Annotated in this window: 17 protein-coding genes and 1 other RNA gene; 3 read left to right on the forward strand and 15 right to left on the reverse strand. The window is 57.9% G+C overall.

The genetic code is table 11. The features are described 5' to 3' along the window. Nucleotides 1-67: 67 nt before the first annotated feature. The 15 genes from B3M52_RS10220 to B3M52_RS10290 all read right to left on the reverse strand — a co-directional run bounded on the left by B3M52_RS10220 (nt 68) and on the right by B3M52_RS10290 (nt 15,720). Nucleotides 68-2,872 carry a tetratricopeptide repeat protein gene (locus B3M52_RS10220; RefSeq protein WP_286749512.1) on the reverse strand — a complete coding sequence of 935 codons (2,805 nt, stop codon included), beginning with the start codon at nt 2,870-2,872 and terminating at the stop codon, nt 68-70. Continuing rightward, the gene (locus B3M52_RS10225) at nt 2,869-4,512 is read right to left on the reverse strand and encodes a hypothetical protein (RefSeq protein ID WP_286749514.1); all 1,644 of its coding nucleotides are present in this window, start codon (nt 4,510-4,512) and stop codon (nt 2,869-2,871) included. The genes B3M52_RS10220 and B3M52_RS10225 overlap by 4 nt, the downstream gene beginning before the upstream one ends. A gap of 9 nt (nt 4,513-4,521) precedes the next feature. Continuing rightward, a complete protein-coding gene (locus B3M52_RS10230; protein ID WP_051946727.1) occupies nt 4,522-5,082 on the reverse strand; it encodes a hypothetical protein in 561 nt (186 codons plus the stop codon). A 304-nt stretch (nt 5,083-5,386) separates the two neighbouring features. Continuing rightward, complete coding sequence (locus tag B3M52_RS10235) at nt 5,387-6,565, reverse strand: vWA domain-containing protein (protein WP_007152565.1); 1,179 nt, start codon at nt 6,563-6,565, stop codon at nt 5,387-5,389. Between the two features lie 22 nt (nt 6,566-6,587). Next, nucleotides 6,588-7,430: an AAA family ATPase gene (locus B3M52_RS10240; protein ID WP_075196100.1), complete on the reverse strand. Its 843-nt coding sequence runs from the start codon at nt 7,428-7,430 to the stop codon at nt 6,588-6,590. Between the two features lie 108 nt (nt 7,431-7,538). Continuing rightward, complete coding sequence (locus B3M52_RS10245; RefSeq protein WP_127401413.1) at nt 7,539-9,515, reverse strand: VWA domain-containing protein; 1,977 nt, start codon at nt 9,513-9,515, stop codon at nt 7,539-7,541. 38 nt (nt 9,516-9,553) lie between these two features. Beyond that, nucleotides 9,554-9,898 carry a hypothetical protein gene (locus B3M52_RS10250; protein WP_036205445.1) on the reverse strand — a complete coding sequence of 115 codons (345 nt, stop codon included), beginning with the start codon at nt 9,896-9,898 and terminating at the stop codon, nt 9,554-9,556. Next, nucleotides 9,898-10,344 carry a YcgN family cysteine cluster protein gene (locus tag B3M52_RS10255; RefSeq protein WP_036205444.1) on the reverse strand — a complete coding sequence of 149 codons (447 nt, stop codon included), beginning with the start codon at nt 10,342-10,344 and terminating at the stop codon, nt 9,898-9,900. Before B3M52_RS10255 ends, B3M52_RS10250 begins: the two co-directional genes overlap by 1 nt. Continuing rightward, on the reverse strand, nt 10,341-10,634 hold the full coding sequence (locus B3M52_RS10260) for a YcgL domain-containing protein (RefSeq protein WP_127401415.1): 294 nt from the start codon (nt 10,632-10,634) through the stop codon (nt 10,341-10,343). Before B3M52_RS10260 ends, B3M52_RS10255 begins: the two co-directional genes overlap by 4 nt. Next, on the reverse strand, nt 10,631-11,779 hold the full coding sequence (locus B3M52_RS10265; protein WP_041334784.1) for a ribonuclease D: 1,149 nt from the start codon (nt 11,777-11,779) through the stop codon (nt 10,631-10,633). Before B3M52_RS10265 ends, B3M52_RS10260 begins: the two co-directional genes overlap by 4 nt. A gap of 19 nt (nt 11,780-11,798) precedes the next feature. Further along, nucleotides 11,799-12,401: a recombination mediator RecR gene (gene recR / locus B3M52_RS10270; protein WP_286749519.1), complete on the reverse strand. Its 603-nt coding sequence runs from the start codon at nt 12,399-12,401 to the stop codon at nt 11,799-11,801. A 13-nt stretch (nt 12,402-12,414) separates the two neighbouring features. Further along, entirely contained in the window at nt 12,415-12,738 is a 324-nt protein-coding gene (locus tag B3M52_RS10275) for a YbaB/EbfC family nucleoid-associated protein (protein WP_174447635.1), read from the reverse strand. A 59-nt stretch (nt 12,739-12,797) separates the two neighbouring features. Further along, entirely contained in the window at nt 12,798-14,738 is a 1,941-nt protein-coding gene (dnaX, locus tag B3M52_RS10280) for a DNA polymerase III subunit gamma/tau (protein WP_075196281.1), read from the reverse strand. 122 nt (nt 14,739-14,860) lie between these two features. Next, an RNA gene (gene ffs, locus B3M52_RS10285) (signal recognition particle sRNA small type) lies at nt 14,861-14,957 on the reverse strand. A 70-nt stretch (nt 14,958-15,027) separates the two neighbouring features. Further along, complete coding sequence (locus B3M52_RS10290) at nt 15,028-15,720, reverse strand: 2OG-Fe(II) oxygenase (protein ID WP_286749520.1); 693 nt, start codon at nt 15,718-15,720, stop codon at nt 15,028-15,030. A 217-nt stretch (nt 15,721-15,937) separates the two neighbouring features. On the opposite strand from B3M52_RS10290, the gene B3M52_RS10295 reads away from it, so the two are divergent. From B3M52_RS10295 to B3M52_RS10305, 3 genes are read left to right on the forward strand one after another with little or no spacing between them, the layout of a single operon-like run. Beyond that, nucleotides 15,938-16,768, forward strand: coding sequence for a D-hexose-6-phosphate mutarotase (locus B3M52_RS10295; RefSeq protein ID WP_177190597.1), 831 nt, complete (start codon nt 15,938-15,940; stop codon nt 16,766-16,768). Between the two features lie 7 nt (nt 16,769-16,775). Continuing rightward, complete coding sequence (locus B3M52_RS10300) at nt 16,776-17,591, forward strand: lysophospholipid acyltransferase family protein (RefSeq protein ID WP_036205432.1); 816 nt, start codon at nt 16,776-16,778, stop codon at nt 17,589-17,591. Continuing rightward, nucleotides 17,591-18,538: an SDR family oxidoreductase gene (locus B3M52_RS10305; RefSeq protein ID WP_036205431.1), complete on the forward strand. Its 948-nt coding sequence runs from the start codon at nt 17,591-17,593 to the stop codon at nt 18,536-18,538. The genes B3M52_RS10300 and B3M52_RS10305 overlap by 1 nt, the downstream gene beginning before the upstream one ends. Nucleotides 18,539-18,599: the final 61 nt, after the last annotated feature.

Consider the following 18,599-nt stretch of genomic DNA (forward strand, 5'->3'; position numbering starts at 1 on the left):
CCTGGGCTGGCTGGCGCACCCCGCCAGCAACGCGAGACACCCTGTGAGCAGAACCGCACGTGCTGTTTCAGGCATCATCGTTGACCTCCTCATTCCACGTCATCCAGCGCACCTCCCGGTCGTACCTGCCGGGGAACAGGTCCGCCAGAACTTGCAGGCTGCGTTCCATCCACTCATCAAACCGGCCTTCCGCCAGGCGTTGATGATTCCTTGCGTGCAGGTCGATGGCCTTTTCCTCGAAAGGGTAGGCCTCCTCTTCAAGCAACATCCGGTACTGGGTTGCCTCAAGGTCGCTCAGATTCGCCGGCGCTTCTGACGTCATGAGATCCTGCGCCATCACCCGGTACAGCTCTGCCCGACGGAACAGAATTTCCGAACCTGCGCCCTCGCCAATCAGCTTCTCAGCTTGTGAGAGACGCTCCCGCGCAGCCGAGAGGGCCGCTTGTTTGCGCCCCAGGGATTCGGCCAATGGAATCTGTAGCGGAACATCGGCAAATCGCTCGGACTCCTCCGCCCCCAGCACGATGGCTGCCCGCCCAGCCCACGCCAGCGTGTCTTCCGAATGCCACTGGCTGGCGAGCTCTCGCTCTACCAACTCGATTCGATATCGCCGCGGCTCCACATCGTCGAGCACAAGACGCTGGCGCAGGGTCTGACTAAGGATATGGCTCTCGGAATCGGCAGCAGCGGAATCGCGGTTGAGCCACGCGACGTAGATGCGATTGCGACGCGCATGGGCCTCTGCCTTGTGATACAGCTCAGCCGCCCTCAGTTGCTGATCCCAGGACGGCGACTCTCCTTCGTCGGCACGCATGATTTCATCCGCCGCGCGCACCAGTTGGCCCGATGACTGATAGGCAAACACCAGCTTTTCGCCTACGGTTGGGGTCAGGTCATGCTGCGGGTAATCCGTGCGGAATCGGGTCAGTTCATTAACGGCAGCCTGCCAGCGCTCTGCCTTCAGAAGTGTATTCGCTGCGTCGTAACGGCCCTTGATCGCAATGTCCGACCCCGGAAACGCAGACTCCACACGCTGAAAATGCGCCACAGCGGTATCAATCCGGCCCTCACTCGCCGCTTTCTCCCCCTGGTAGTAGATGCTGCTGGCTAGTTGCCGTTTCAGACTGTCGGTATCTTTGGCCCGCCCTTCCTGTAACAGCCCCTCTGAAATCAGTGCCAGTGCTTGACGCCAGGCATTTTCAGCAAGCCCATAAGACGCCATCGCCAGGCTCGCCTCACCGGCTGCGACCCAGGCACTGTAGCGTTCGGCTGGGCTGACCAACGGATGGGCTATGGCAAGCTCGGCAAACCGAAGGGCCTCAGCATAACGATGCTCCGCGAGCATTCGGTTGGCGATATCCGCCGTCAGACCAGCCTGACGTTCGTCCTCTGGGAACTCAGCCGCGAAGCGGTCGGCGGCTGCAGCCAGGTCGTCCAGTGTCGCGGGAAGTGAATTGCGATTGTCCAGCGCATCACGCTGAATTACGATGGCAGCCCAGGCGGCATCCGCCGCCCCCGGATACTCTTTTGTCTCATGATCCGTGTCATAAGCCGCACGCTGGTAATGCTTGAAGGCGTCAGTGTGGTCACCTGCCTGCAGGAACGCATCACCGGCCATGCGAAGAACGTCTCCCTTCTGGCCGCTCCGGCCAGCCAACTGGCTGTAATACCCCCCAGCCAACCGGAAAGATGCCACTTGGCGCTCCGCTTGCCCCTCTTCGGCCTGATCATAGTGATAGTCCGCCAGTGACCGGCTGAAATTCTGCCAGCGTTCCTGATCCGCTTTCGCGAGTTGCTGGTAACGGGCATCGCCGGCAAATGCCTGGACATACTCAGCCCTGGCGGCCCTTGCGCGATCAGTTTGCCCCGCCATGCGCCGGACATCCACATTCTGGGCCAGAAAGGCCGGTACGGCGTTATGCGCCTGGAAATCGCGAACAAAGGCATTGTTCACCGCCACGCTGTCTTCAAAACGCCGGTTGCTGGCGTAGTAATCTGCCAGCCTGTCGTACAGCAGGTACCCGAAGCCCTTGCCACCCGCATCGGTCAACCAGCTTGCCAGGGATTCAACGCCCCGGTCTTCCGCCGCCATCAGAGCGACAATCCTGAAGGTGTCGTCAACCAGTTCAGCGTCGCTGGCAGGAATGCGGCGAAACCCACTGGTTTCCTCACCGACACCGTCCAGTACCGCCAGGAACGTCTTTGCGGCCCTTGTCCGGCCAGAAGACCCTTGCTTGTACTGGCTCCAGCCCTGCATATATCGGGCCTTGGTTTTCAGGCTATCGGTGCCGTCACTCGAGATCACACGGCTGTACTCGGACTCAGCCTCGGCATAGTCTCCCGCCGAAAACGCTGCCTCGGCAATGCGGAAGCGGGCCTCAGGTACCAGGGAGGACGAAGGATACAGACCAACCAGTTGGCGTAACCGGTCAATAGACTCCTCCGCCTGCCCCGTGTAGGCATGAGCCTTCGCCATCTGGTATAGCAATTCATCAAGCCGGCCCTGGTAGGCGCCCCTGTCGAGAATGGATTCGTAACTTTCCAGCGCCTGCCGGTATACCTGTTGTTCGCGTTCTTCGCTGAAGCTGACGTCCTCGTCAGTCACCTTCTGGATATTGGAAAGTCGGTTAAGTGCATCAATGCGTACTTCAGGTTCATCAGAGTGTTCAAACAATCGCTGGTATCGACGGGCAACTTCTGTTGGCGATATGGCCGGCATCGGTCGGGACTGGAATTCCAGAAAAACCGGGCGCATATCAGCGATGGTTTCGCCGTCGCGACCGAGCTCTACCCGGAAAGATTCCTGTGCCTGGGCACTCGCCGCGAACGCCGTAAACAGCACCGTCAGGGAAATTGACACCACTGGCTTCATGGCTGACCTCGCTCAAGGTTTTCCAGGGCCAGATACTCGTACAGGTGGGCAATCTGCTGCTCGGTCCGATCCAACGCAAACGCCATACGGTGATCCTGCTCTTCGACATAGGCCAGAGCCAGTTCATCCAGTTCCGACTCTGCCCTGCTCAGAAGTGCATCGGCCGTGCGACGAACCGTCCGTATCCGCTCCAGCGCATGGTCGGTGCGTGTCACCAGTTCAGTGAGCTTGCGATCTTTCTTTTTCAATCTTCCATCAAGCCTGCCAACGGACGCTTTCAGATCGGCCAATGTCCTGGCTACACCTTTCAGCGCCTCTTGTTGTGCAGGAGAGATGGTCCGGGCTTTCAGGTTCGCCAACCGCTGCACCAGCTCTTTGATTTCTTCGTTGAAGGGACCGCCATCAACGTTGTGCCCCACAGGCCCCAAACGTTCACTGATGGCCCCCCGAAAAACAGCAAGGCTGTCTTCCCGCTGATTCAGTGTTTGCCTCATCTCCTTCAGTTCAGCCACCCGGTTGACGGCGGCCTGGGCAGCGGGCTGCTCAATGAAACGAATCAGATAGGCAGTACGGGGCTGTGTGAGCGTACGGTTGTCGGCAAGGAACCATTGGGCCTCAGAGTTCCGTGCGTCCAGTACCAGCGCCTGATACGCACCTTTCTGACGGATCTGGTCAGCCAGTTTGCGAAGGGTCACCCGTTCACTTTCATAGGACGCATTTGCTGCCAGATAAGCTTCACCCGCCTGCCCCAGGTAACCGGCGAGGTCGTACCCCCTACCCGTTCCAAGCCAGGCATTGGCCACACCAGGATAGGCCAGTGGGTACTTTTTGGCGCGATGCCAGGACTGCATTGCCGCACGCTGGTTGCCACTGGCCGAGAGTGCAAGACCGTGAAGGTAGAGGCCATGGGATGTGCTGTAGCTTTCCAGGGAGATTTTTTCCAGGAAGCCGATGGCCTTTTCGTAGTCTCCGTGATCGTAAGCAAGGTAGCCGGCGCGAACCAGTAGTCGGCTTCTGAGTTCCTGGCTGCGTTGGCTGTCGACGTCTTCTTCGGACATGGCCAGAGCCACTCGAAGTGCAACCAGTGCTCGCGATGGAGTCCGGTCCTGCCTGCCGTAGTCAGCCGCAATGTTCATGTAACCCAGCGCAGCCCAATAGCCTGGCTCCATGGACGCCAGCACCTTCCCGGCCCGATCGGTATGCCCCGCCTCCCGCTCAATCTCGGCCAATCGGTAAAGCGCCTTTTGCCGGTCGCTGCCACTGGCCCGCTTCGCAGCAGTTTCAAGGTATTCCCGGGTTTTGTTGTCTCCAGAGTCCGTCGGCAGTTCCGCCAGCAATAGTGCCGCCTGCCCGCGGTAATACTGTCCTTCGATCAGTTCTTTCAGCAGCCGTTCAGCCTCCTGATGACTCCCCGTGACTAACAATGCTTTAGCGCGAACCAGGCGTTCGGCTTCGGTAGTGGCATTCCAGGTATAACGCAATGCTGCAGCCGGTTCATGGGTGTCCAGGGCGAATTGTGCGAGCCCCAAGTGCAACGACGCCAAATCGCTGCCTCCGGACGCCAGCCCCGGGATAAGGGCCGCGGTCAGACTGAGAGCAAACCGTGTGGAGACTTTCCGAAACTTAGCGAGCACGACCATCCTTTCGCCCTATTTCCATTCCTGAAACGAAACCACTGGTTCGTAGTCCGGCGCCGCGGCATCCAGAGACAGCTGTATGCGGGATTCACCGGGCCGCTTCCGAAATTGATGGGTCGCTTCACGGCGAACAAAGCGTTCATTCGCTGAACGTGCCGTCAGAACCGCTTTTAGTTGATGGGCGCCATGAGGCAGGTTACCGATATAGAGCCGCTGGACACCGCCCTGCTTCAGGGAGTCACGTTCCTGGTCGGTATAGAGGTGGGAAGCAACTGGCGTGTCGTTCAGGTACAGTTCCACCGAGTCCAGATCCAGCCCCTCCCGATTTCTGAGTGTCAGGAAAACTGCCACTTGCGTGTCGACTGGGTAGAGTACGTTCTCCTCCAGTTGGTACAACGTCTGGCTGAGGTCCGCCACATCGGCTTTCAGGCGGTCGATCTCCTGGTCCAGCGATTCAGCAAAGGCGCTACGCGTCAAACCGAGCTGAGATGCCACCATCATGACCAAAATGACCAGCCACGCCACCCTGACCTGGCGCCCAACCGTTACTGTTTGCTGCGCTCCGGCGACCATACGCTTCCTGCCTCTAGCAATGTTCTGTAACAAACCGGCAGAAAGAGTAACACTTGGTAACAGGCAAGAACGGTATCCAGATCACCAATTGGAAATCCGAAACCGTCGGATTTTTTGACAGGAGCAAAACGTCGAGGAATCTCCCGTTCACGGGAGATGCACGAAAATTATTCTAATTAACTGATTTATATTAACTATTTTAAACTGGCCCCGGATTTGCTCCGAGAGAAGCGCGGGACAGCCTTTTGGCCACCCCGTTTGATATGCCGAGCTTAGCCGATGCTCTCAACCGCATCGGCTTTTTTTATTTGCTCAGTTGTTTCATGGCCGATTCCAGGCCTTCAATGGTCAACGGATACATGTGGTCATTCACCAGCTGACGGGTCATACCGAGCGACCCACCCATGCCCCAGTAGCTCTCCGGCAATGGATTGATCCACACCACCTTGCGGAAGTGATCGGTAATGCGCTGAAACCACGTTGCGCCCGCTTCCTCGTTCCAGTGTTCGATGGACCCGCCGGGGTGTGACACCTCATAGGGCGCCATGGTGGCATCCCCTACAAAGATCACTTTGTAGTCCGGCGTGTACTTGTGAAGAATGTCCCAGGTGCTCGTTGTTTCGTTCATCCGGCGGATGTTGTTTTTCCACACGCTTTCATAGATGAAATTATGAAAGTAAAAGTACTCCATGTGCTTGAATTCGAGCCGAGCAGCCGAAAAGAGCTCCTCGCAGACCCGCACGTGAGGGTCCATGGAGCCACCCACGTCGAAGAAGATCAGGACTTTGACCGCATTGTGCCGCTCGGGAACCATCTTCAAGTCGAGGTACCCGGCATTGCGGGCAGTGGAGCGGATAGTATCGTCCATGTCGAGCTGGTCCGCGGCACCCTGGCGAGCAAACTTACGCAGCCGACGCATGGCCACCTTGATATTGCGAATGCCGAGAGTAACGCTGTCGTCCAGGTCCTTGAACTCCCGTTTTTCCCAAACCTTTACGGCGCGGCCATGACGCCCCTTGTTCTGGCCAATGCGAAAACCTTCCGGGTTGTAACCGTTTGCACCAAAGGGTGAGGTACCACCAGTGCCAATCCACTTGTTGCCGCCCTGATGACGCTCCTTCTGCTCTTCCATGCGTTTCTTGAAGGTATCGATCAGCTCTTCCAGCCCGCCGAGGGAATCGATTTTGGCCTTGTCCTCTTCTGACAGCTGCTTTTCAAATTCTGCGCGCAGCCAATCATCCGGAATCAACGCCTGCATCAGGTCATCGAGGTTTTCTATGCCCTCGAAATAGGCCTGGAACGCCCGGTCGAATTTATCGAAATGGCGCTCGTCCTTGACCAGGCAGACACGAGCCAGGTAGTAAAACTCTTCCATATTCGCAAAGGCGAGCCTGTTCTGCAGAGCTTCAAGCAGGTCGAGGAGTTCGCGCAGACTGGCGGGCACCTTGGCCCGCCGGACTTCGAGAAAGAAATCAATCAACATAGGGTGCTGCTCTTGCTGTATTTCAGCTACGACGACGGGCCATGAAGGCCAGCTTCTGCAACAGGTGAACATCCTGCTCGTTCTTCACCAGTGCGCCATACAGCGGCGGCAAGGCGGAACTGGTGTCCTTCTCCTGCAACATTTTGGCAGACAGGTCATCCGCCATCAGCAGTTTGAGCCAATCGATCAGTTCTGAAGTGGACGGCTTCTTCTTCAGCCCTGGCACCTTGCGAACGTCGAAGAAAACTTCCAGCGCATCGCGAACCACCTGCTGCTGCAGACCCGGGAAGTGCACGTCCACGATGCTCTTCATGGTGTCGTGGTCCGGGAAGCTGATGTAGTGGAAGAAACAACGGCGCAGGAAAGCGTCCGGCAGTTCCTTTTCGTTGTTACTGGTGATCACGATGATAGGCCGATGCTTGGCACGCACAGACTGCTGTGTCTCGTAGACGAAGAATTCCATGCGATCGAGTTCGAGCAGAAGATCGTTCGGGAACTCGATGTCCGCCTTGTCGATTTCATCGATCAGCAGTACCACCTGCTCCTCGGATTCGAAGGCTTCCCACAGCTTGCCCTTGACGATGTAGTTGCTGATGTCCTTGACCTTCTCGTCACCGAGCTGGGAATCCCGCAGACGGGAGACCGCATCGTATTCGTACAGTCCCTGTTGGGCCTTAGTGGTGGATTTGATGTGCCAGGGAATCAGGCGCAGGCCGAGGGACGCAGCCATTTCTTCGGCCAGGAGGGTTTTACCAGTGCCGGGCTCGCCCTTGATCAGTAGCGGGCGTTGCAGCGTTATGGCTGCGTTGACGGCCATCTGCAGGTCATCAGTGGCAACATATTTCTCGGTACCGGTAAACTTCATGCTGATAGTGTCCTGTTCAATTAACGGTTAAACGTCTGTTTGAAAATAGACTCAGAGTATAGAGAACCGAAGCCGTTCTGATAAGAGCCCTGTTCGATTAACCGCCAACTACCGATCCTTTCCGCCATCCTTATCGTCGTTTTCAGACTCATCGTCTGTGGGCTCACTATCCTCATCAGTGGCTGGCAAATCGTCGAACTCGGAGAGATCAAAGTCCTCCAGCCCGAATTCGTCTTCACCGTCCTCCACCTCCGCATCAGCAACGGGGATATCGTCCTCGGGCAACGCTTCGTCTTGCTGGAGTTCCGGCACCTCTTCAGGTTCCGGCAATTCTTCGGGTTCGGGTTCCGGCACCGGTTCTGGTTCAGGTATCTCTTCGGGTACGTCTTCAGGCGCCTGTTCAGGTTCGGGTGCGGCGGTAGCCTCTTCCTCCGGCGTTTCCTCTGCGACCAGGGGCGGCTCCTCGTTGTTGCCCTGATCCTGCGCTGATTTTCTGCGCTTGACGAACAGGAATGCCACCCCGGCGACAGCCACCACACCCAAGGTGCCGGCAGCGGCCCATACCCAGAACGGAATGCCGCTCGCCGCCTCCTCAACGGTGGCCGGCGTTTCCGGTTCCGCCTCTTCCTTATCGACAGGCTGTTCCTCAAGCGGCTTCGGTTCTGGCTCTTCAACCTGGCTGATATCGATCGGCCCGGAACTGGACACAGGCGATTCAATTTCGGGAGCGGGTGAGGCCTCTGGCAACTCATCCTCCATCACTGGCGCTTCCTGCGAGGGCTCGTCAGAAACGACTGCCTCAATTGGGGCTTGTTCGCCCTCGGGCTGAATATATCGGGTAACGGTACTGAAGCGTCGGGAGAACGTTTGACCATCCGCAACAACGCTGAGTTGGTATTCACCGGCATCAGGCAGTCGTGTGATAGTGTCCGTATAGACGCCGTCCTGCGGCGGCTCATCCGGAGACAACACCTTGTTACCGCTGCGCCCGTCCTCTGAGGTTAATGACACACTGACATCGATAACCCCCAGGAAGTCCCGGTTTTCAATTTTTCTGTCTTCCTCAAAGAAGGCCACCTGAAGGGATACTGGTTCGTTTTCCGTGAATGTTGGCGGGACCGGGCTCACCACCATCCGCAGATCGCTGACGACAGTGACCCGACTGCCCTCACCCAACTCGCCGTTGATCGTCCAGTCGCCCGCCTCAGGATCGGTGACGGTAATCAGGTCGTATTCCGTTTCGCGCACCCAACGCATTCCCTCGGTGGCTGAGTCCGGCCCTGCCTTGGTGCCGCCGGGACTGACCAGTTCAAGCGTTCGGTTAGCGGCAGACTCGTCACCAGCGCGAAAAATCAGCGCGGTAAATTCCTCTACGCCACCATCCACCTGAAAGCCATTGTCCTCAATGGGAATCTGCTGCTGCGGCACGGCGGTGTTCAGTGCTTCAAGAAAAGCCAGAGTCAGTGCATCAGCGGACGACGCCAGGGCATAGCGGCCCCCGGTGCGTTCCGCAAGGCTCTTCAAAAGAGCAAGATCTGCCTCCTCGGACAATGCGACGGTATGAAGGGTGGCACCGCGGCTGCTCAGATCGTCCAGCAATGCCCCCAGAATCCGCTCACGCTCCCGATCATTGGCGCTCTCGTTGTCGGAGATATCCACTTTGCCATCGGTGAGTAGAATGAAGTCCGTATTATCGAGGCTCTCCGAGCCCAACAGGTAATCATCACTGGCAACCTGAATCGCCTCCCCCAGATTGGTCCGAAGGGCGACCGAATTGATCTCATCTGAGCGTTCGACAGCCAGCCCCCGCCAGTCATCAGTGACTTTGCCATGGGGCACCAGCATGTTGACGTACTGACCAAAGGTCCAAACTCCGGCATTGGCTTGCCCAGGCAGCATACGCGCCAACAGACGCACAGCCGGGCGGCGCAGGTTGTCCGGATCGTTGGTTTTCATGGAGCCGGAGATGTCGACAATAATTCGGACATCGGCACTGTCGGGTAACTGCAGGGTTGGCGCCTGCTGTGCAAGCGCCGTAATTGGCAGGATGAGGATGACAGCAAGCAGGCGGCTTAGAAGTCGCATCAGGGCAGCTCCATGCGAGGTGGTGATCAAGGAAAGTCTCAGCGTTTAACCAGCCGGTATCTGACGAGGTCAAGAACCCACACCAACACCATAACCAGGGATGCTATGCCCATGTTCACAAAGGCCCGGCCCGCGTTGGCGGCATCACCCAGAATGGTTTCGTAGCCGCCGTGCAACCAGGCCGGCATCCACCAGCCAGCTACCTCTCCGGACTCGACCGGGGTCAACAGGAGGACAATCAACGCGGCCTGCAACAGCGTGCGGATGGCATAAACCGGAATTACCCGAAACAGGCGGGATATGGTGTAGAAGAACACCACGAAGGCGACGGCGTACAGGGCCCAGAATATTCCGTAAGCAAGGTTTGTTTCTGCGTCTATCATCAAAGGATCCAGTGAATTATGTGTTCTTCCCAATCGTCTTCCGGTACATCGGCTTCCGAGATCACGCGATTACGCACCGATACACCCGCTTCATGAACCGTATCGGGGTCACCCGACCGTAGCGGGTGCCAGTCTGCAAGCGCACGCCCTTCCGCCAGTGTGCGGTAGGCACAGGTATACGGCAGCCAATGGTAGTCGCTCAGCGTATCCGGTGTCAGCACCGTGCATGCAGGCACTTTCTGCAAACGCTCGGAGTACACGCTGCACTGACAGGTGTCTTGCTCCATGTAACGGCATACCAGCTCAGTGTAGTAGACATCGCCGGTGTCTTCGTCTTCCAGCTTGGCCAGACAACATTTTCCGCAGCCGTCACACAGGGACTCCCATTCCTTGGCGGTCATCTCATGGAGACGTTTGCGTTGCCAGAACGGAATCTCTGCAATCATTCCCGGCCGGGCTCCGGTTTACGGCGAAAGTCTACAACGTAGCCGCTGGATTCCTCAGGCATCTGCAGGAAGAAATCCTTGTCGGCAATAGCCTCCAGAACCTGCTTGCCAGACGTTCGGGCAAGCTTCCGTTCCGGTGTCATGATCAGGTCCATGGCGTGTATTGGCTGGCCGAATATGCCCCGCAGGCTATCCGGCAGGTCTTCCCAGGCCTGGCCCCGTCGAACGTAGATATACGTGTCCGGCTTTTTACTGCTGCGAAACACCGACACAAAGGTCTTTTCGGTCATGATTTCAGTAATTCCTCAATCTGTTCCTGCACCGGTGCCAGGAGGTCACGGCGCCAGCCCTCGTCAAACAGCCCGGCAGCCAGGTTTCGTTGTTGTACAACAGCCTCAAGGCGCTTGCGAGGCGCCAGCAGTTCCACCGGCACATCCCGTTCCTCCGCCGCCTTCACCATCAGCCGTTTGAGCTGTTTATAGAACATCTGGTCCTGGCGGCTCAGCGGAGCGGCAATAACGTCGATGCCGGAATTATCCGCGGTCGATGCCTCCGCAACCATATTAATAATCGTATCCCCGTAGCGCCTGACCACGGCCGGAGGCAAGCCCTGGATATTCGATAGCTCCCGTACTGACTGTGGCAGTCTCTGGGCGATGGCAATCAGCAGCGCATCGGCCACAACACGGTTGCGGGGCCGATCCCGGAGGCGCGACTCATGTTCCCGCCAACACACCAGGGTTTTCAGCACCCCCTGCTGTTGGCGGCTCAATGTCCAGCCGCCTCGCAGTTTCAGGTAATGGCTGTCGGGATTATCCTGGGCTGCCAGTTCCTTTGAAAATCGAGTGGATTCGTCAGCCAATGCCGCTTCAAGGCCCCGTTTCTGCAACCGAGTAATCACCCAGTGATACAAGGGAACAAGGAAGCGAACGTCGTCCAGAGCGTAGCGTTCCTGAGCCGCGGAAAGCGGGCGAGAAACCCAATCCGAGCGCGTCGCCGATTTATCCAGTGATTCACCGAAGAGAGTTTCCACCAGCCGGGCATAACCGACGGAAAAGCCGGCACCGGCCAGCGCGGCGCCGATCTGCAGGTCGAGAATGCCCTCCGGTTCCAGCTGCAACCAGTGCCGGAACAGTTCCAGATCCTCACTCATGGCGTATAGCAATTTGGGGGTGTCCGGGTCGGTGAGCGCGTTGCGAAAGCCCTCTGACGCCTCTGCGACCGACGGGTCTACCAGGCAGAACCGCTGCCCCATCCCCAACTGGACCAGACCAGGAATCGGGAAGAAGGTGTTGACCCGTTCGAACTCGGTATCCAGTGCAAGCGGTTCGCCTTGCCCTTCGGCAAGCCAGCGGTCCAGGTCGTCCGGCTCCCGAATCCAGGTAACCGTGTCGGGAGCCGCAGGAACGGAAGCGGCCGGGGTGTTGGAATCCATATAATAATCCCGGTCAGGTTTAATCATTCAGAGGTTTTCGGCCACGGAAGGCATGGGTCAGAGTAAATCCGTCAACATAACCCAGTTCGCCCCCCACCGGGATACCATGGGCAAGACGGGTAATCAGGATATTGCGGCCATCCAGCCTGTCGGCAATGTAGTGGGCAGTCGCCTCACCTTCCACAGTTGGATTGGTCGCTAGGATCAGCTCCGTCACCCCTTCTCCGTGGACGCGTTGCAGCAGCCGCTCAATACCGATTTCCTCGGGGCCCACGCCGTCGATGGGCGACAGATGCCCCATCAATACGAAGTAGCTGCCGCGATAATCGCCCGCCTGCTCAATAGCAAGAAGGTCGGAGGGGCTTTCCACCACGCAGAGCGTACCATTCCGTCGTTCAGGGTTTTCGCAGATATTGCAGGTAGGCGTATCGGCGAAGTTCTGGCAGCTCTCACAGCGGCGCACACCGGTCATGGCACGATCCAGTGCGTCAGAAAGCCGCGAGCCTCCAGAGCGGCCGCGCTCCAGCAGGTGGAAGGCCATACGCTGGGCCGTTTTCTGACCGACGCCAGGCAGACAGCGGAGAGACTCCACCAGTTCGTCTACCAACGGACTAAAAGCCATCAGCTATCCTCGATCAGAACGGCATCTTGAAGCCCGGAGGCATACCCATACCGGACATCATGCCGGACATTTTGTCTTTCTGGTTTTCCTCAACACGGCGCACGGCGTCGTTGATAGCAGCCGCCAGCAGGTCTTCCAGAATTTCCTTGTCTTCGCTCAGCAGGGACGGATCGATATCCACTTTCCGCACGTCATGGCGACCGTTCATAGTCACCTTGACCAGGCCCGCGCCGGCTTCGCCGGTAATCTCGGCCTTGGCGGCCTCTTCCTGAGCCTTCTTCATTTCTTCCTGCATCTGCTGGGCCTTTTTCATCAGGTCGCCCATATTGTTCATCACGCTCACCTTCTACAGAATTGCCTTAGAGAGTTGCCACCACGTGGCTCCAACCGCAGACCTTAGCCGGACTTTGCCTGATTCGGCGGCCGGATACTGTTTTCGACGACCCGAGCCTCGAATCGTTCAACAATCGACTGCACTGCGGGATCATTGCGAATTGAGTCTTCCGCTGCCTTCTGGCGCGCCTGCCGCTGGCGCTCTTCCCAGGCAGCCGGCGTTTTGCCCTCAGCATCGCCCTGCTCCACACGCAGGGTTATGGTGGCGCCAAACCGATTCCTCAACGCCTCGATAATTTTTTCTTCATGGCGGGCGTTCAACAACCGCGCATGACCTTCATCGATGGTCAGCACGATTTCATCGCCGTTGCGGGCCATAGCCGCATTACTGGCGAGGTTACCCGGCATGCCCACAATGCCCAGGCTGCGAAAATCACGTTCCCAGACAAATTCGCCAGTATCCGCGGGTTCTTCGATCGGTTCGGCCGGCTCAGTCGATTCGGTCGACGCTGCTGATTCTACCTGGGGCACATCGGCCTGAGGCGCTTCGACGTATTCCGGCTCAGGCGCTACGGGCTCGGGTTCATAATCCTCAGTGCTGGCCGCTTCGGCCGCTGCAGATTCAGCCGCTTCATCCAGGCTCGCCAGCCAGGCAGCGTCAGGCTCCTCTGGCGCGGGAGCGGGCTGGGATTCCAGTACGGGCTCCTGGGCTTCCGGTTGAGGCTCCGGCTGGGGCGTCGGTTCGGTTCGTTGTTCTGGCTCTGCCCGCTGTTCTGAATCTGGCTGTTGAGGCGCTTGTTCAGGCTCAACAGCCGCTGTTATTGTCTCCGATGCTGCCGGGCCAGGCTCAGGGTCTTCCCGGGATTCCTGCCCTGACGATGACGTCCCGGAGGCCACCACCGGTGGTTCACGGCGGTCAGTGCCAGGCCGGAAGGCCAGCATTCGCAGCAACGTCATCTCAAACCCCATGCGGGCATCGGGAGTGACCGCCAGGTCCTTACGGCCCATCAGCGCGGCCTGATAGAAGAGTTGCGCGTCTTCCGCGCTAAGCCGGCGCGCCAGGGACTCCACCTGCGCGGCATCCCCAAGGGCATTATCGACACTGCCCGGCACCACCTGCTCCATCGTCACCCGATGGAACAGCGACAACAGGTCCGCCAGGATCACGCTGTAATCCGGCGCAAAATCGGAAATACGATTGATCTCGGACAGCAGCGCGGGCCCATCGTCTTCCACCAGCGCATTCACCAGGTTCTCGATATCACTTTGATCAATCGTGCCCAGCATGTTGCTGACATCACTGCCGCTGAGCGTCTGATTGCCGAAGGCAATGGCCTGGTCTGTCAGGCTCAGGGCATCCCGCATACTGCCATCCGCGGCACGTGCCAATAGCCACAGGGCCGGTTCCTCGAAAGGAATGCCTTCCTGGGTCAGCACGTGGCGCAGGTGCCCGGCAATGTGTTCGGGCGTCATCCGCTTGAGGTTGAACTGCAGGCAACGGGACAACACGGTCACTGGCAGCTTCTGGGGATCCGTGGTCGCCAGCAGGAATTTGACGTGTTCTGGGGGTTCTTCAAGTGTCTTGAGGAAAGCGTTAAAGGACTGGTTGGTCAACATATGTACCTCGTCAATGAGGTACACCTTGAAGCGGCCACGGGTTGGCGAGTACTGGACGTTATCGGTGAGTTCCCGCATATCATCCACGCCAGTACGGGAGGCTGCGTCGATTTCGATCAAATCAACAAACCGCCCTTCCTGGATTTCCTGGCAACTGGAGCAGGTTCCACACGGCGTGGCGGTAACGCCGGTTTCGCAGTTCAGGCATCGGGCCAGCAATCGGCCAATGGTTGTTTTGCCTACGCCCCGGGTACCGGTAAACAGATAGGCGTGGTGCAGCCGCTGGTTGTCCAGGGCGTGGATCAGTGCCTGGAGCACATGCTCCTGGCCGACCATATCTTCGAATGTCCGGGGGCGCCACTTACGGGCAAGTACCTGGTAGCTCATGTTCTGCCAACTGCCGTTAAAAATGGGTTTAACCATAGCACGGTCAGGATGTTAGAAGAAGCCAACAAGAAGCAATCAGAGAGGGATAATCGGGGGCGTTAAAAGGAAAAATCTGGGGGTGACTCCATCAGCGACACTCCGGCACACAAGTCCACCGCTTCGGCTGCTCCCTTCCGGGCCTGACCGGGTTCACGGTTTATCGTTGCGGAGGCACCAATGGAGCCACCATAACGGGCTTTGGGGCGAAATCCCTCAAAGCGGCGCGCATATTAGCAAAAGGGTTCCGGCACTACAATGGCAGCGGCACTTCATCGCATCGGAACCAGCAGGCGACGCTGTAACGGGTACGGTGGGCCGGCAACACCTCATGGGGAATTTCTTCGCTCATAAACAGCGCCATCCGCCCTGCCAGTGGCAATACGACGCCACATACCTCGTTCTCGTTTTCACGATTGAAAATCTGCAACGCGCCGCCGTCGGCCTCCTGCCAACCCTCATTAAGGTACAAAACCAGGCTGACAACCCGCGACGCCCTGCCCTGGAAGCTATCCACATGGCGACGGTAGAAGTCACCGTTGTGATAGGTGGCGTAGTGCGCCTCAAACCGTTTCAACCCCAGGAACAACCGCTCATTCAACCCCAGCCTGACCGACTCGAAGAACTCGAACAACGCCGCCTGAACCGGCGTCACGCCCTGCAGCCACGCAATCTTGTCTCGCCTTACTGATCTGTCCTGGAGCAAGTCCTGACCACGCCCCACACCCGCCTTACGCAGCGCCTCGGTCCGGTCCAGTATCCGAACTTCACTGCGAAGACCCTTTAAAAGGGACGGAGTTAACAGCACAGACACATCCTGGCTCATCCAGCCGTGCTCCGTGAGACCATCGGCCAAGTCATCAAGCCACTGATCGCCTCCCGGCGTCGAAAGATCGACTCCAGCCTGGCAAGACTCGGGAACTGAGGCAGTAATCTGGTCAATCATTCATCAAACTCCGACGGGGACGGGCGATTTTATGATGGTTTCTCGCCGTAAGCACAGTTTTAATTTACCCTGAGTATAGGGACATGCCGTAACTCTTGCGGCACCTCAGACCGACAATCCATTGACCATCCAGAAAGCTGTAACGAGGCACTACGTGACACTAAAACCCGGGCACTGGTCGTTCACCCGATGGACAACCATCGGGCAACTGGAAGCCATGGAGGTACACCACCCCTTGTTCCACGCCCGCCTTTTCCTGCAGGGCGCTCACCTTACTCACTTTGCCGCCCGTGACGAACCACACTGGCTGTGGATAAGCGACACCGCGCGCTTTGAACCCGGCGTGGCCATCCGTGGTGGCATCCCGATATGCTGGCCCTGGTTTGGGGCGCCCGAGAAAAATCCCCCGGAAGTTCGCCGCAGGCTGCTGACCACCAGCTCCCACGGTTTCGCCCGCACAGCAGTGTGGAAGCTGGAGGATGTCAGGGAAACCGCGCACGACGTGGAAATCAGCCTGTCACTTGATGCAAACAGTGACTTTTCTGATGCCTGGGACGGCCGCGCCCGGTTACTGATGACCTTCCACTTCTCGGCTGACGGCTGCCAACTGGCGTTGACCACCACCAATCCGGGTTCGGAACCGCTGGCGTTTACCCAGGCACTTCACACCTATCTTCCGACCCCGGACATTTCCAAAACGCTGGTCAGAGGCCTCGAAAACTGCGGATACGTGGACTCCCTGAAAGACTGGAGCTACCACACACAGCAAGGGCCAGTGAGCTTCGAGGGTGAAACCGACCGCATCTATGAAAGCGGCAATTCGCTGATCGTTGAAACCCCATCAGGGAACCGGCGCATCACCGCCATCGGCAGCGACTCCACGGTTGTCTGGAATCCGGGGCCGGAGAAAGCGGCACGACTGTCGGATTTCCCCGACGTTGCCTGGGAGTCCATGCTGTGCGTTGAAAGCGCCAATGCCCTCGGCGATTACCGCGTGCTGAATACGGGCCAGAGTCATACCCTTGGCGTTATGATAGGAAGAGAGTAGAAACCACATGGGTCTAGCATCGATTCTGAAGTCACGGTTGATCCCGGCAGAGCTGGAGAATCACATCAATCGCATCCGCAAGCCGATTGGTTCTCTGGGGTACGATCCCTGGGGCTATAACAACGAAGTGATGAAGTACGGCTTCTCCCTGACCCGCCAGATCTACGAAAAGTATTTTCGAGTGGAAGCCACCGGCGTTGACAAAATTCCCTCGGAGGGGCCGGTGCTGATCGTCCCGAATCACAGTGGGCAGTTGCCGGTAGATGGACTTTTGATCGCCTACGCCCTTGCCTCTCGCGAGAAAAACCCGCGCATTCCCCGGGCAATGATCGAACGTTTTTTCCCGACCGTCCCCTACCTCGGCAATTTGCTGAACGAGTTTGGCGCGGTTTTGGGCGATCCCACCAATTGCGCCAAGATGCTGGCCAACGGCGAGGCCGTCATCGTATTCCCCGAAGGCATTCGCGGGTCTGGCAAGCTGTATCAGGATCGCTACCAGCTCAAGCGGTTCGGTAACGGCTTCATGCACCTGGCCATGAAGTACAAGGCACCCATTGTGCCAGTGGGCGTGGTCGGGTGTGAGGAAACCATTCCCGCCATCGCCAACATCAAACCACTGGCTCGGTGGCTCGGCATTCCCTACGCTCCGGTGGCCATGCCGTTTGTCTTGCCGGCCAAAGTCCACCTGAACTTTGGCGACCCAATGGTGTTTGACGACCTGGAAATTCCCGAAGAACAGGTGACAGAGCGGGTGGAACAGGTGAAGGCAGCGATCAGTGAATTGATCGATACCGGACTGAGCGAAAGGAAAAGGCTGTTCTGATGGTTGAAAAAAGCAGACCCCAGATTCTTGTAACAGGTGCAGCTGGCGCCCTGGCTCAACAGGTAATCAGCCGCCTGCGGGATACCTGCAACCTCGTTGCCGTGGATTTTCGAGAACAGGTCTATCTGGGCGACGATATCCCCAGCTACTGCATCGACTTCAACAAGCGCTCCTTCGAAGACCTTTTCCGGCGTTACCGGTTTGATGGCGTCATTCATCTCGGCCGCATCATGTCGAGCCAGCTCACCCGAATGCGCCGGTACAACGCCAACGTTCTCGGTACCCAGAAACTGCTGGACTTGAGCCACAAGTACAACATCAAAAGGGTGGTGGTCCTGTCGACCTTCCACGTCTATGGCGCGGTGGCCTACAACCCGGCGCTGATAGACGAGGAAGCTCCGCTGAAAAGTGCGGGGCTGAGCGCGGACCTGATTGATTCCGTGGAACTGGAGAACCTGGCCAACATCTACCTGTGGCGCTACCCGGACCTGAATATCACCATTCTGCGGCCCTGCAACATTGTCGGCCCTGGCGTGCGCAACTCCATCAGCACCTTGCTGGGCATGGAACGGGCACCTGTTCTGGCCGGTTTTTCACCGATGATGCAGTTTATCCATATCGATGACATGGCGGATGCCATCGTGCTGGCTTACAACAAACCCCAGCGGGGAATTTTCAATGTCGCGCCGCAGGACTGGGTGGCCTACCAGCATGCGTTGAAGCTCTGCGGCTGCGGCCGCATACCAGTACCATCCATTCCCCCCATACTGCCCAGGATGATACTGCGCACACTCAACCTGCGAAGTTTTCCTTCGTACCTGATGCACTTTTTCAAGTATCCTGTAGTCATCGACGGCAGGGCGTTCGCCAGGGAATTCGGTTTCACTCCCAGGCGCCCGCTAAAAGAGATATTCCGGTTCTACCGGGAGAACAAGAAGCCGGTGTGAACGGCACAGGATCGAAATCGGTGCCGTTATGGAAAGTGGCGCATAGCGCAGGAAGCGAAAC

The organism is Marinobacter sp. UBA2688 (genome assembly GCF_002352785.1).
Taxonomy (GTDB): domain Bacteria; phylum Pseudomonadota; class Gammaproteobacteria; order Pseudomonadales; family Oleiphilaceae; genus Marinobacter; species Marinobacter salarius.